Genomic DNA, 13,670 nt, shown 5'->3' with positions numbered 1-13,670 from the left:
ATGGACCCGGCCGGCGAGCGACCCGACGTGATCCTCGTCGTCGACGACGACGAGGACATCGCCCGCTTCGTCGAGTTCAATCTGCGCCTGCACGGCTTCGAGGTGCTGCACGCCGCCGACGGCCAGGAGGCGCTGGAGATCATCGAGCGGCAGCGGCCCGACCTCGCAGTGGTCGACCTGATGATGCCGCGCGTCGACGGGCTGGAGCTGACCCGGCGGCTGCGCGCCGACCCGATGACCTCGGCCCTGCCGGTGATCATGCTCACCGCCAAGGGGATGACCCAGGACAAGGTCAACGGGCTCAGCGTCGGCGCCGACGACTACCTGGTCAAGCCGTTCGACACGCTGGAGCTGGTGGCCCGGGTCAACTCCACGCTGCGGCGCAACAAGGAGTTCCGGGAGGTCTCGCCGCTGACCGGCCTGCCCGGCAACAGCCGGATCCGGCGGGAGATCAGCGACCGGGTACGCACCGGCGTCGACTACGCCGTCGGCTACATCGACATCGACCGGTTCAAGAGCGTCAACGACCGGTACGGCTTCGTGCGCGGCGACGAGTTCATCTCGGCCCTGGCCCGCAGCCTGCACCGGGCGGTGGTGTCGATCGGGGTGCCGCCGGCGTTCCTCGGTCACGTCGGCGGCGACGACTTCGTCATCGTCTGCACCCCCAGCCAGGTCCGGCCGCTGACCAGCCGGGCCGTCGTCGACTTCGAGAAGGCCGCGGACGCGCTCTACGACCCCACCGACCGGGAACGCGGCTTCGTGGAGCTGAAGGACCGGCGGGGCAACATCCGCCGCGCCGCGCTCGTCACGCTCTCCATCGGCGTGTCGCTCTCCGATTCCGGCAAGCGGTTCACCGACCCGCTGGAGGCGATCGCGGTGGCTTCGGAGATGAAGACGGTGGCCAAGAGCCAGCCCGGCTCGTACGTGGCGGTGGACCGCCGCCGCGGCGTTACGTGATCGTGCGGTCCTGCTGTGAGGTAGCTCGCCTCTGTGGCGCGCGCCGCGGTGGAACGTGTAAGACTTCCCGTATACCCACCACGCGCTGGCGGGGCTCGGTGAAATTCCGAACCGGCGGTGATCCACGGTCCGACCGTGGTAAGCCCGCGACCCGGACGGCTTCGGCCGGACGGTGGACCTGGTGAGAATCCGGGGCCGACGGTTGGGGTGCGGCTCGTCCGCCCCCAGACAGTCCGGATGGGAGACAGCGCGCGGAACGGGGGAGGCCCCTGCCGGCCGCTGAGCACCCTCAGCCGCCGCCCGGGCTCCCCGGGGTCGGCGTAGCCGTCCCCGGGTCTCTCCGCCGCCGCGTGTCCGCGGCTCTCGTGGCCGTCGTCTCCCGACCCGCCCGCGCGTGACCGGCGAGCGGGAGGACAGGCGGCCATGGCGAGCGTCTCCGTCGACGAGGCGATGCGTCGTGCCATCGACCTGGCCGCGCGCGGTCTCGGCACCACGAGCCCCAACCCGGTGGTCGGCTGCGTGCTGCTCGACGCCGACGGCGAGGTCGTCGGCGAGGGCTTCCACGCGTACGCCGGCGGCCCGCACGCGGAGATCGTCGCGCTGGCCCAGGCCGGCACCCGGGCCCGTGGCGGCACCGCCGTGGTCACGCTGGAGCCCTGCGACCACACCGGCCGCACCGGCCCGTGCAGCCACGCGCTCATCGCCGCCGGGGTGTCCCGCGTGGTGATCGCGGTGCCCGACCCCAACCCGGTCGCCTCCGGCGGGGCGGCCACGCTGCGCGCCGCCGGGGTCCAGGTCGCGCTGGGGGTACGCGCGCAGGAGGCCGAGGCCGGCAACGTCGCGTGGCTCACCTCGATGCGCCGCGGCTGGCCGTACCTGATCTGGAAGTACGCGGCCACGCTCGACGGGCGCTCCGCCGCCGCCGACGGGACCAGCATGTGGATCACCTCCGAGGCGGCCCGGATCGACGTGCACGCGCTGCGCGGCACCGTCGACGCGGTGCTCGCCGGGGTGGGCACCGTGCTCGCCGACGACCCGCGCCTGACCGCCCGCAACCTGCGTGACGGCACCATGGCCATCCGGCAGCCGCTGCGGGTGGTGGTGGACAGCTCGGGGCGTACCCCGGCCGACGCCCGCGTGCGCGACGGCGCCGCCCGCACCTGGGTGGCCACCGCCGCGGAGGTCGGCGCCGGGCCGGACGGCCGGGTCGACCTGGCGGCGCTGCTCGCGGAGCTGCACCACCGGGGCGTGCGGGCCGCGCTGCTGGAGGGCGGTCCCACGCTGGCCGGCGCGTTCCTCGCCGCCGGCCTGGTCGACAAGATCGTCGGGTACGTCGCGCCGAAGCTGCTCGGCGCCGGTCCCACCGCGCTGCTCGACGCCGGCGTGACGACAATCGCCGACGCCATCGACCTGGAGATCACCGACGTTACGCGGGTCGGTCCCGACCTGCGGATCACCGCGCTGCCCCGGAAGAGGGAGGCCTGACATGTTCACCGGCATCGTCGAGGAGCTGGGCGAGATCGTCCGGAGCACCGAGACCGGCGACGACTCCGCGCTGGTCGCGATCCGCGGCCCGCTCGTCACCTCGGACGCCCGGCACGGCGACTCCATCGCCGTGAACGGCGTCTGCCTCACCGTGGTCGACGTCGACGGCGGCGTGTTCACCGCCGACGTGATGGGCGAGACGCTGCGCCGCACCGCGCTCGGGGCACTGCGCCCCGGCGACCCGGTCAACCTGGAACGCGCCGCCGCGCTCAACAGCCGGCTCGGCGGGCACCTGGTGCAGGGCCACGTCGACGGCGTCGGCGAGGTCGTCGCCCGGGAGCCGGCCGCGCAGTGGGAGACGGTGCGGTTCCGGCTGCCCGCCGGGCTGGCCCGGTACGTGGTGGAGAAGGGCTCGATCACCGTCGACGGCGTGTCGCTGACCGTGGCGGAGGCCGGCGACGACTGGTTCTCCGTCGGGCTGATCCCCACCACGCTCAAGCTCACAGTGCTCGGCACGAAGCAGGTCGGCGACCCGGTCAACCTGGAGGTGGACGTGCTGGCCAAGTACGTCGAGCGGCTGCTCGGCGACCGCGGCGCGGGGAGCGTGCGGTGATGGGCCCGCTCGGCTGGCTGCTCGACGCCCAGGTGCACGTGGCCGGTTCGCCGGTGCTGGTCCGGGAGATCGTCGGCAACGGCTTCGGGCTCGCCTCGGCGCTGCTCGGGCTGCGCCGGGTGGTCTGGGCCTGGCCGGTCGGCATGATCGGCAACGCGCTGCTGCTCACCGTGTTCCTCGGCGGCGTCTTCGTCACCCCGCAGGCGCACGACCTCTACGGCCAGGCCGGCCGGCAGGTCTTCTTCTTCGCCGTCAGCGCGTACGGCTGGTGGCGCTGGTCGCGCAACCGCCGAGCCGGCGGCGGGCACGAGCCGGCCGTGGTGCCGCGCTGGGCCACCTGGCCGGAACGGCTCGGCCTGCTCGTGGCCGCCGCCGTCGGCACCGCCGCCGCGTACCCGGTGCTGGCCGCGCTGGGCTCGTGGGGCCCGCTGCCGGACGCCTGGATCCTGGTCGGCAGCCTGCTCGCCACCTACGGCATGGCCCGCGGCTGGGTCGAGTTCTGGCTGATCTGGATCGCCGTCGACGCGGTCGGCGTGCCGCTGCTGCTGCGCGGCGGCTTCTACCCGTCAGCCGCCATGTACCTGGTCTACGGCGCGTTCTGCGCCGCCGGCCTGTACAGCTGGTGGCGCACCTCCCGGGCCGTCGCGACCGCGCCCGCCCCGATCCCGGCGACGTACTCGGAGGCCGTGGCATGACCACTTTCGGTTCGATCGAGCAGGCGGTGGCGGACATCGCCGCCGGGCGTCCCGTGGTCGTGGTCGACGACGAGGACCGCGAGAACGAGGGCGACCTGATCTTCGCGGCCGAGCTGGCCACGCCGGAGCTGGTCGCGTTCATGGTCCGCTACACCTCCGGCTACATCTGCGTGCCGCTGACCGAGGACGAGTGCGACCGGCTGGACCTGCCGCCGATGCACCACACCAACCAGGACCGGCGCGGCACCGCGTACACGGTGACTGTGGACGCCCGGGAGGGCGTCAGCACCGGCATCTCCGCCGCCGACCGGTCGCACACCATCCGGCTGCTCGCCGACGCCGCCACCGGCCCGGCCGACCTGGCCCGGCCCGGTCACGTGGTGCCGCTGCGCGCCCGCGCCGGCGGGGTGCTGCGCCGCCCCGGGCACACCGAGGCGGCGGTGGACCTGACCCGGCTCGCCGGGCTGCGTCCGGCCGGGGTGCTCTGCGAGCTGGTCAACGACGACGGCACCATGATGCGCCTGCCGGACCTGGAGAAGTTCTGCGCCGAGCACGGCCTGACGCTGGTCACCATCGCGGACCTGATCGCCTACCGGCGGCGTACCGAGAAGCAGGTCGAGCTGGCCGCCGACGCGCGCATGCCCACCCCGTACGGCGTGTTCCGGGCGCTCGGCTACCGCGCCGAGCACGACCCGGCCGAGCACGTCGCGCTGGTCATGGGCGATCTCGGCGACGGGCGGGACGTGCTGGTGCGGGTGCACTCCGAGTGCCTCACCGGCGACGTGTTCGGCTCGCTGCGCTGCGACTGCGGGCCGCAGTTGCAGGCCGCGCTGGCCCGGGTCGCGCAGGAGGGCCGCGGCGTGGTCCTCTACGTGCGCGGCCACGAGGGGCGCGGCATCGGCCTGCTGCACAAGCTCCAGGCGTACCAGCTCCAGGACCAGGGCCGCGACACCGTGGACGCGAACCTCGACCTGGGCCTGCCGGCCGACGCCCGGGACTACGGCACCGGCGCGCAGATCCTCTACGACCTGGGCGTCCGGTCGATGCGGCTGCTCACGAACAACCCGGCCAAGCGGGCCGGGCTGGAGGGGTACGGCCTCACCGTGACCGGCCGGGAGGGGCTGCCCGTGCGGTCCAACCCGGAGAACGTGCGCTACCTGCGCACCAAGCGGGACCGGATGGGTCACCTGCTGGACGGACTGGACGAGGTGACCGAGGCGCCGATGGGCCGCCCGGTCGCCGGTGACGAGATCGGAGCGTAGGGCGATGGCGGGTTTCGGCGAGCCGGGCGTGACCGCGGTGGACGCCGCCGGGATGACCGTCGGCGTGGTGGCCGCCCGGTGGCACGGCGACCTGACCGACCACATGACCGAGCGGGCCGTGGCCGCGGCGCAGGCGTGCGGCGCGCGGGCCGTGGTTGCCCGGGTGGCCGGTTCGGTGGAGCTGCCGGTGGTGGCCCAGGCGATGGCGCGCCGCTTCGACGTGGTCGTCGCGCTCGGCGTGGTGGTACGCGGCGCGACGGCGCACTTCGACTACGTCTGCCAGTCGGTCACCGAGGGGCTGACCCGGGTGGCGCTGGACGAGGGCAAGCCGGTGGCGCACGGGGTGCTCACCGTGGACACCATCGAGCAGGCCCGGGACCGGGCCGGGCTGCCCGGCTCGGCCGAGGACAAGGGCTGGTCGGCGACCGTCGCCGCGCTGGACGCCGCCCTGGCGGTCCGCGCGCTGGACGCGCAGTCCGCCCACCGGGTCGGCTTCGCCTGACCCACCCGGCCCGTCACCCGGGGCGGCTGGAAGAATCGCCTTCCGTGAAGACGTTCGAGGAGTTGTTCGCCGAGCTGCAGGCCAAGGCCGCCGCCGGCACCCCGGGCTCGGGCACCGTGGAGGCGCTCGCCAAGGGCGTGCACTTCATCGGCAAGAAGGTCGTCGAGGAGGCGGCCGAGTCGTGGATGGCCGCCGAGCACGAGGGCCCGGAGCGGGCCGCCGAGGAGATCTCCCAGCTCCTCTACCAGGCGCAGGTGCTGATGCTCGCCACGGGTCTGGAACTGAAGGACGTCTACCGACATCTCTGAGTGCCCGTCCGCTGATCACCCGATCGAACGAAGGAGCACTCCCATGCTGCGTGTCGCAGTACCCAACAAGGGCGCCCTGGCCGAGAAGGCCGCCCAGATGCTGCGCGAGGCGGGCTACCGCCAGCGCACCGACCCGAAGGACCTGGTCTGCCGGGACGAGGCCAACGACATCGAGTTCTTCTACCTGCGCCCCAAGGACATCGCGACCTACGTCGGCTCCGGTGACCTGGACGTCGGCATCACCGGGCGGGACCTGCTGGTCGACTCCGGCGCGCCGGCCGAGGAGATCGTCGACCTCGCCTTCGCCCGGGCCACGTTCCGGTTCGCCGCCCGCCCGCAGGACGTCGACGACGTACGGGAGCTGGGCGGGCACCGCATCGCCACCGCGTACCCCGGTCTGGTCGAGCGGCACCTGGCCGAGCTGGGCGTCAAGGCCGACGTGATCCGCCTGGACGGCGCGGTGGAGAACGCCATCCGCCTCGGCGTGGCCGACGTGGTCGCCGACGTGGTGGAGACCGGCGCGACGCTGCGCCAGGCCGGCCTGGTGGTCTTCGGCGAGCCGCTGCTGCGCTCCTCGGCGGTGCTGGTCCGCCGCGCCGGCGCGCCCGGCGGCGCCCAGCAGGAGCAGTTGCTGCGCCGGCTGCACGGTGTGCTGGTCGCCCGCCGGTACGTGATGCTCGCCTACGACGTCCCGGCCGGCCTGCTCGACCGGGCCAGCTCGCTGACCCCCGGCATCGAGTCGCCGACAGTCTCGCCGCTGCACCGGGAGGGCTGGGTCGCGGTGCAGGCGATGGTGCTCCGCGACGACGTGCACCGGATCATGGACGAGTTGTACGAGCTGGGTGCCCGCGCGATCCTGGTCACCAACATCCACGCCTGCCGGCTGTGAGGCCGCTGCCGCTCCGTGTGGCGGCCGGAGGCGCGCGTGAGCCGGATGGCAGACTGGTCGGGTGAGCGATTCCGTGGTGACCGTGCGACCCCGCCGCGTCCGGGTCGTCTGCTGGGTGTCGGCCGTCACGCTGCTCGTGGTGTTCAGCCTCGTCGCGACGTCGCTGACCGGCGCCACCGGCAACGGCTACGGCACGTTCCAGCGCGGCGACCAGTTCGCCATGATCGGCCTGGGTGTCTTCGGCGCGCTCGGCTTCCTGCTGTTCACCCGCCCCCGCGTGATCGCCGACGCCAGGGGCGTACGGGTGCGCAACGTGTTCAGCTCGTACGAGCTGCCGTGGGAGGTCGTCCGCGGGGTCCGGTTCGACAGGGGCGCCCCGTGGGCCAGCCTGGAGCTGCACGACGACGACCTGCTGCCGGTGGTCGCGTTGCAGGCCGCCGACAAGGAGAGCGCGGTCGAGGCCGTCCGCGCGCTGCGCCGCCTGCACCAGGCGCACCTGGCGGCGCTGTCCGCCAACCAGTCGGCACCCCGCTGACCAGCGAGCCCGGTTTGGGCGGGCCTGGGCCGAGGGTGTAGTGTTGCGGAGTCGACCAGACTGCCCCCGTCCCTGACGCGCGGGCGGTCGAGAAGCGGAGCGCCCGCTCCCACCCGAGTCGCCGCCACGGTGGCCGGGTCCGGTCCCCGGTTTCGGGCACGTCCCGACGCCGGATGCGCGATCCTGTGATCGTGCCGACCGGTCGAGTGGGCCCTGGCATACGCCGGGGCCTTCTGCTTTCCGGGTCGGCTCCCACCCGGGAGCCTGCGGAGTCGGCACCGTAGGACACTCGACTCGAGGAGGCCCCATCAGCGTCGAACCACGCGTGAACGAGCAGATCCGGGCACGTGAGGTCCGACTGGTCGGTCCTGAGGGTGAGCAGGTGGGCATCGTCCCGCTGGAGCGCGCCCTGCAGCTGGCCGCGGACGTCGACCTGGACCTGGTCGAGGTTGCGCCGATGGCGCGCCCGCCGGTGTGCAAGCTCATGGACTTCGGCAAGTTCAAGTACGAGAGCGCACTGAAGGCGCGCGAAGCGCGGCGTAACCAGCAGCAGACCGTCATCAAGGAGATGAAGCTCCGGCCGAAGATCGACCCGCACGACTACGAGACCAAGAAGGGTCACGTGGTGCGGTTCCTCAAGGCCGGCGACAAGGTCAAGGTGACGATCATGTTCCGCGGTCGGGAGCAGAGCCGCCCGGAGCTGGGCTACCGGCTCCTGCGCCGGCTCGAGTCCGAGATCACGGACCTTGGATACGTCGAGGCCGCGCCGAAGCAGGACGGCCGAAACATGATCATGGTTCTCGCTCCGCACCGGGCCGTCAAGGCCTCCGCGGTCGCCGCCACGGCGTCCCGCGGTGGACCGCGCGACCGGGCCGCGGAGGAACCGGCCGCTCCGGCCGGCGAGACCCCGGCGGCCGGCGACACCGCAGCAGCCGGCGAGACCGGCACGACCGCTGAGACCAGCGGCCAGTAACAGGGGAGAAGACGTTCCAATGCCGAAGATGAAGAGCCACACGGGTATGGGCAAGCGGGTCAAGGTGACCGGCAAGGGCAAGATCGTTGCCCAGCAGGCCGGCCTTCGCCACAACCTGGAGAAGAAGCCCAGCACCCAGACCCGTCGGCTGACCGGCACCGTCGAGCTGGCCAAGGCCGACACCAAGCGCATCAAGAAGCTGCTCGGCCGCTGACGCGAGCCACCTGAACCGAAGAAGGAGTTGAGATGGCACGCGTCAAGCGGGCTGTGAACGCCCAGAAGAAGCGTCGTACCCTGCTGGAGACCGCGAGCGGCTACCGCGGTCAGCGCTCCCGGCTGTACCGCAAGGCCAAGGAGCAGGTGCTGCACTCGATGCAGTACTCCTACCGGGACCGTCGCGACCGCAAGGGCGACTTCCGGCAGCTCTGGATCCAGCGGATCAACGCCGGCGCCCGGGCCAACGGCCTGACCTACAACCGGCTGATCCAGGGCCTGCGCCTGGCCGGCATCGAGGTCGACCGGAAGATCCTGGCCGACATGGCCGTCAACGACGCCGCCTCGTTCGCGGCGATCGTCGAGCTGGCCCGCGCCGCCGTGGCGGCCGAGGGCACCGGTGGCGCCGCGGCCCAGGCCGCCTGACCCACCCCGTACGGCAGATCGAGGCGTCTCCCATGCAGTCACCGTCGCAGGGGAGGCGCCTCGACGCCGTTCCCGGACCGTTCACCCCGCGTACCCCCAGGGTCATCGCGGCCCGCCGGCTACAGCGCCGGCGCGACCGCGACCAGGCCGGCCGGTTCCTGGCCGAAGGGCCGCAGGCGGTCCGGGAGGCGCTCGCCCGCACCGGCACCGTGGTCGAGCTGTTCGGCACCCCGGCCGCGCTGGACCGGTACGCCGACCTCGCCGCCACCGCCGCCCGGGCCGACGTGCCGGTCTCCGAGGTGACCGACGACGCCCTGGCCGCGCTGGCCGAGACCGTCGCCCCGCAGGGCCTGGTGGCGGTGTGCCGCCACCTCGACGTACCCCTGGAGCACGCGGTGGCGCGCGGGCCGCGCCTGGTAGCGGTGCTCGCCGGGATCCGTGACCCGGGCAACGCCGGCACCGTGCTGCGCACCGCCGACGCGGCGGGCGCGGGCGCGGTGATCTTCGCGGGCGAGGCGGTCGACCCCTACAACGGCAAGTGCGTGCGGGCCTCCGCCGGCAGCCTCTTCCACGTCGACGTGGTGCGCGCCGCCGACCCGCTCGCCGCCGTCGAGGCGCTGCGGGCCGCCGGGCTCACGATCCTCGCCACCACCGGGTACGGCGACAGCGACCTGGACGACCTCGCCGACTCCGGACGGCTGGCCGGCCCCACCGCGTGGCTGTTCGGCTCGGAGGCGCACGGTCTGCCCGAGGAGCTGACCGGCGCCGCCGACGCCCGCGTCCGGGTGCCGCTGCACGGGCGCGCGGAGAGCCTGAACCTGGCTGCGGCGGCGGCCGTCTGCCTGTATTCTTCCGCCAGAGCACTGCGTGTCCCCCGGGGCACGCGAGAGACAGCAGGGGAGTCCGCCTCGTCATGAACGCGCCACGGCGTTCGTTTAGCCAGCCCGCCGGTGTCGGCGGGCGGCGGGCCTGACCCTTCCCCCTGCACGACTCCCCACCGGCGGGCTGCGGCGAAGCCGCGCGTCCGTAGACTCGCCTAGCCACCCGCGAGGGTCGGCGCCGCCGTGAGGGAGTGCCCGTTCACCATGAGCTACCGCAACGATCCGTACGACCCGAAGCAGGTCGCCCTGCTCGACCCGGACGCCCTGGCCGGGGCCGTGGCCGACGCCGAGAAGGCGTTCGCCGACGCCGCCGGCCCGGACGCGCTCACCGCGCTGCGCCCCGCGCACCTCGGTGACCGGTCCCCGGTGTCGCTGGCGCGCCGGGAGATCGGCGCGCTGCCGCCGGCCGCGAAGGCCGACGCCGGCAAGCGGGTCAACGAGGCACGCCGGGCCATCGAGTCCGCGTACGCCGCCCGGCAGGAGATCCTGGACCGCGAGCAGGCGGAGCGGGTGCTGGTCGAGGAGCGGGTCGACGTGACCCTGCCGTACGACCGCCGGCCGCGTGGCGCCCGCCACCCGCTGAGCGTGTTGATGGAGCAGATCAGCGACCTGTTCGTCGGCATGGGCTACGAGGTGGCCGAGGGCCCCGAGGTCGAGCTGGAGTGGACCAACTTCGACGCGCTGAACATCCCGGCCGACCACCCGGCGCGCGGCCTGATGGACACGTTCCACATCGCACCCGAGGGCAGTGGCCTCGTGCTGCGCACGCACACGTCGCCGGTGCAGGCGCGCACCATGCTCAGCCGCAAGCCGCCCATCTACGTGGTGGTGCCCGGCCGGGTCTACCGCACCGACGAGCTGGACGCCACCCACGCCCCGGTCTTCCACCAGGTCGAGGGCCTGGTGGTGGACAAGGGCATCACGATGGCGCACCTGCGCGGCACGCTCGACCACTTCGCCCGGGCCATGTTCGGTGAGGGGGCGAAGACGCGATGGCGTCCGCACTACTTCCCGTTCACCGAGCCGTCGGCGGAGTTCGACGTCTGGTTCCCGGAGCACCGGGACGGTCCGCAGTGGGTCGAGTGGGGCGGCTGCGGCATGGTCAACCCGCGGGTGCTGCGCGCCTGCGGCATCGACCCGGAGGTCTACTCCGGATTCGCGTTCGGCATGGGCATCGACCGGACCGTGATGGTCCGGCACGGCGTCAGTGACATGCGGGACATGGCCGAGGGCGACGTGCGGTTCACCCGCGCGTTCGGCGCCTGAGCTACGGGAACGGTGGTTTAACAGTCATGCGAGTCTCTGTCAGTTGGCTGCGGGAGTACGTGGACCTGCCGGCCGACCTGCCCACCGGCGACCTGGAGCAGGCGCTGGTCGACCTCGGCATCGAGGTCGAGTCCGTGGTGGACCTGCGCGAGTCGGTGAGCGGCCCGCTGGTCGTCGGCGAGGTCCTGGAGATCGAGGAGCTGACCGGCTTCAAGAAGCCGATCCGCTTCTGCCGGGTGGACGTCGGTGCCGCCAACGGCACCGGCGAGCCGCAGGAGATCGTCTGCGGGGCGCGTAACTTCGCCGTGGGCGACAAGGTCGTGGTGATCCTCCCCGGCGGCGTGCTGCCCGGCGGGTTCGCCATCGGCGCGCGCAAGACGTACGGGCGCAACTCCCACGGGATGATCTGCTCGGCGCAGGAGCTGGGGCTCGGCGACGACCACTCCGGCATCGTCGTGCTGCCCGAGGACGTCAAGGCCCAGCCCGGCGACGACGCCCGGCCCGTCGTCGGCCTGGACGACGTCGTGGTCGAGATGGAGATCACCCCGGACCGCGGGTACGCGCTGAGCGTGCGCGGCATCGCCCGGGAGCTGTCGCACGCGCTCGGCGTGCCGTTCCGCGACCCGGCCGACGCGCCCGCGCCCGGCGCGACCGCCGAGCCGGCGTACCCGGTGGAGGTCCGCGACCCGGTCGGCTGTGACAGGTTCGCGGCGCGGATGGTGCGCGGCGTCGACCCGACCGTGCAGACGCCCGGCTGGATGCGGCAGCGGCTCACCGCCGCCGGGGTGCGCAGCATCTCGCTGCCGGTCGACATCACCAACTACCTGATGCTCGAACTCGGCCAGCCGATGCACGCCTTCGACGCGGACCGGATCGCCGGGACGCTCGTGGTGCGCCGCGCCGAGGTGGGGGAGAAGCTGACCACGCTGGACGGGGTGAGCCGCACGCTGTCCGCCGAGGATCTGGTCATCTGCGACGCCGGGCTGCCCGGGGGCCTCGCGGGCGAGGACGGCGGGGTTCCGATCTCGCTCGCGGCGGTGATGGGCGGCGAGACCAGCGAGGTGCTCGCCTCCACCACGAACGTGCTGTTCGAGGCGGCGCACTGGGATCCGGCGACGGTCGGTCGTACCGCGCGGCGGCACAAGCTGTTCAGCGAGGCCGCGAAGCGGTGGGAGCGGGGCGTCGACCCGGCGCTGCCGCTCGTCGCGCTGGAGAAGGCGGTCCGGCTGCTCACCGGCCTGGCCGGCGGCACCGCCGGCGCCGAGGTGCTCGACATCGACCACGTCGCGCCGCGTACGCCGGTGACGCTGCCGGTGGACCTGCCGTCGCGGCGCGTCGGCGTGGCCTACTCGCCGGATCGCGTGGTGGAGCTGCTGGAGCAGGTCGGCTGCACCGTCGCGCGCGGCGCCGACCGGCTCGCCGAGGACCCGGGCACGGTGGGCGTGACCGCCGGCGGCGGCTCGGGCGCCGGTGCCGACGACGTGCTGACCGTGACGCCGCCGAGCTGGCGGCCCGACCTGACCGACCCGGCCGACCTGGTGGAGGAGGTGGTACGCCTCGACGGCTACGACCGTGTGCCGTCGGTGCTGCCCACCGCGCCGCCCGGGCGGGGCCTGACCTGGCAGCAGCAGCGCCGCCGGGCCGTCGCCCGCTCCCTCGCCGAGCGTGGCTACGTCGAGGTGCTGGCGCAGCCGTTCGTCGCGCCGGAGCTGGCCGACCAGCTCGGCCTGCCCGCCGACGACCCGCGCCGCCCGGCGGTACGCCTGGCGAACCCGCTGTCCGAGGAGGAGCCCCTGCTGCGTACCACGCTGCTCGGCCCGCTGCTCGGCATCGTCAAGCGCAACGTCGGCCGGGGCCAGCGGGACGTGGCGATCTACGAGATCGGCACGGTCTTCCACCCGCGTCCCGGCGCCGGTGCCCCGCCCGCGATGGGCGTGGACCGGCGGCCCACCGACGAGGAGTTCGCCGCAGCCGACGCGGTGGTGCCGGTCCAGCCGCGGCACGTCGCGGTGGCGCTGACCGGCGAGATCGAACCGGCCGGCTGGTGGGGCGCGGGCCGGACGGCCGGCTGGGCGGACGCGATCGAGGCGGGCCGGGCGGTGCTCGACGCCGCGGGCATCCCCGCCGGCCGGGTGACGGTACGGGCCGGGGAGCGGGCGCCGTGGCACCCGGGCCGCTGCGCCGAGCTGGTGGTGGACGACGTGGTCGTCGGTCACGCCGGTGAGCTGCACCCGGCCGTGCTGGCCGCGCTGGAGCTGCCCCGGCGCACCTGCGCCATGGAACTGGACCTGGACGCGCTGCCCGCTGCCCCGCTGGCGTCCGGCCCGGCCATCTCCACGTTCCCGCCGGCCCTGATCGACGTGGCGCTGGTGGTGGACGACTCGGTCCCGGCGGCCGAGGTGCGGGCGGCTCTGGTCGAGGGCGCGGGCGCGCTGCTGGAGGACGTCCGGCTGTTCGACGTCTACACCTCCGAGCAGCTCGGCGCGGGGCGCAGGTCGCTTGCGTACAAGCTGACGTTCCGGGCCCCGGACCGGACCCTCGCGGGCGAGGAGGCGGTGGCCGCCCGGGACGCCGCGGTAGCGGTGGCCGCCGAGCGCTTCGGTGCCACCCTGCGCGGCGCATGAAAGGAGGGGCCCCCTCTTAACGCCTCCGGTAGAGGAGGGGG

Annotated in this window: 15 protein-coding genes and 1 riboswitch; all 15 genes read left to right on the top strand. The window is 73.8% G+C overall.

Annotated elements, in window-relative coordinates; translation table 11 throughout:
- The 15 genes from ACGFIA_RS17850 to ACGFIA_RS17780 all read left to right on the top strand — a co-directional run bounded on the left by ACGFIA_RS17850 (position 1) and on the right by ACGFIA_RS17780 (position 13,629).
- Positions 1-957 carry a response regulator gene (locus tag ACGFIA_RS17850; protein WP_393260960.1) on the top strand — a complete coding sequence of 319 codons (957 nt, stop codon included), beginning with the start codon at positions 1-3 and terminating at the stop codon, positions 955-957.
- A gap of 80 nt (positions 958-1,037) precedes the next feature.
- Positions 1,038-1,210: riboswitch (FMN riboswitch) on the top strand.
- Between the two features lie 170 nt (positions 1,211-1,380).
- The gene (gene ribD / locus ACGFIA_RS17845; RefSeq protein ID WP_357477791.1) at positions 1,381-2,442 is read left to right on the top strand and encodes a bifunctional diaminohydroxyphosphoribosylaminopyrimidine deaminase/5-amino-6-(5-phosphoribosylamino)uracil reductase RibD; all 1,062 of its coding nucleotides are present in this window, start codon (positions 1,381-1,383) and stop codon (positions 2,440-2,442) included.
- Position 2,443: 1 nt separating this feature from the next.
- On the top strand, positions 2,444-3,055 hold the full coding sequence (locus ACGFIA_RS17840) for a riboflavin synthase (protein ID WP_073827704.1): 612 nt from the start codon (positions 2,444-2,446) through the stop codon (positions 3,053-3,055).
- Complete coding sequence (gene pnuC / locus ACGFIA_RS17835; protein ID WP_393261271.1) at positions 3,055-3,750, top strand: nicotinamide riboside transporter PnuC; 696 nt, start codon at positions 3,055-3,057, stop codon at positions 3,748-3,750. Before ACGFIA_RS17840 ends, pnuC begins: the two co-directional genes overlap by 1 nt.
- A complete protein-coding gene (locus ACGFIA_RS17830) occupies positions 3,747-5,012 on the top strand; it encodes a bifunctional 3,4-dihydroxy-2-butanone-4-phosphate synthase/GTP cyclohydrolase II (RefSeq protein ID WP_357386451.1) in 1,266 nt (421 codons plus the stop codon). The genes pnuC and ACGFIA_RS17830 overlap by 4 nt, the downstream gene beginning before the upstream one ends.
- A 4-nt stretch (positions 5,013-5,016) precedes the next feature.
- Positions 5,017-5,514 (top strand): 6,7-dimethyl-8-ribityllumazine synthase, encoded by a 498-nt coding sequence (gene ribH / locus ACGFIA_RS17825; RefSeq protein WP_091424378.1) that lies wholly within the window; start codon positions 5,017-5,019, stop codon positions 5,512-5,514.
- A 26-nt stretch (positions 5,515-5,540) separates the two neighbouring features.
- The gene (locus tag ACGFIA_RS17820; RefSeq protein WP_198039659.1) at positions 5,541-5,822 is read left to right on the top strand and encodes a phosphoribosyl-ATP diphosphatase; all 282 of its coding nucleotides are present in this window, start codon (positions 5,541-5,543) and stop codon (positions 5,820-5,822) included.
- A gap of 43 nt (positions 5,823-5,865) precedes the next feature.
- Positions 5,866-6,711: an ATP phosphoribosyltransferase gene (gene hisG, locus ACGFIA_RS17815; protein ID WP_357386449.1), complete on the top strand. Its 846-nt coding sequence runs from the start codon at positions 5,866-5,868 to the stop codon at positions 6,709-6,711.
- A gap of 61 nt (positions 6,712-6,772) precedes the next feature.
- The gene (locus tag ACGFIA_RS17810) at positions 6,773-7,246 is read left to right on the top strand and encodes a PH domain-containing protein (RefSeq protein WP_357386447.1); all 474 of its coding nucleotides are present in this window, start codon (positions 6,773-6,775) and stop codon (positions 7,244-7,246) included.
- 325 nt (positions 7,247-7,571) lie between these two features.
- A complete protein-coding gene (infC, locus tag ACGFIA_RS17805) occupies positions 7,572-8,219 on the top strand; it encodes a translation initiation factor IF-3 (RefSeq protein WP_043324929.1) in 648 nt (215 codons plus the stop codon).
- A gap of 19 nt (positions 8,220-8,238) precedes the next feature.
- Complete coding sequence (rpmI, locus tag ACGFIA_RS17800; protein WP_007075851.1) at positions 8,239-8,433, top strand: 50S ribosomal protein L35; 195 nt, start codon at positions 8,239-8,241, stop codon at positions 8,431-8,433.
- 32 nt (positions 8,434-8,465) lie between these two features.
- A complete protein-coding gene (gene rplT, locus ACGFIA_RS17795; RefSeq protein ID WP_043324928.1) occupies positions 8,466-8,858 on the top strand; it encodes a 50S ribosomal protein L20 in 393 nt (130 codons plus the stop codon).
- A gap of 32 nt (positions 8,859-8,890) precedes the next feature.
- A complete protein-coding gene (locus tag ACGFIA_RS17790; protein ID WP_357386444.1) occupies positions 8,891-9,775 on the top strand; it encodes an RNA methyltransferase in 885 nt (294 codons plus the stop codon).
- Positions 9,776-9,943: 168 nt separating this feature from the next.
- Positions 9,944-11,005: a phenylalanine--tRNA ligase subunit alpha gene (gene pheS, locus ACGFIA_RS17785; protein WP_357386442.1), complete on the top strand. Its 1,062-nt coding sequence runs from the start codon at positions 9,944-9,946 to the stop codon at positions 11,003-11,005.
- A gap of 26 nt (positions 11,006-11,031) precedes the next feature.
- Positions 11,032-13,629 (top strand): phenylalanine--tRNA ligase subunit beta, encoded by a 2,598-nt coding sequence (locus tag ACGFIA_RS17780; protein WP_357469134.1) that lies wholly within the window; start codon positions 11,032-11,034, stop codon positions 13,627-13,629.
- The last annotated feature ends 41 nt before the right edge of the window (positions 13,630-13,670 follow it).

Source organism: Micromonospora sp. NPDC049203 (genome assembly GCF_043197215.1).
Classification (GTDB): Bacteria; Actinomycetota; Actinomycetes; order Mycobacteriales; family Micromonosporaceae; genus Micromonospora.
Note: the sequence above shows the minus strand (reverse complement) of the source record. Positions and strands in the feature narration are given on the sequence as shown.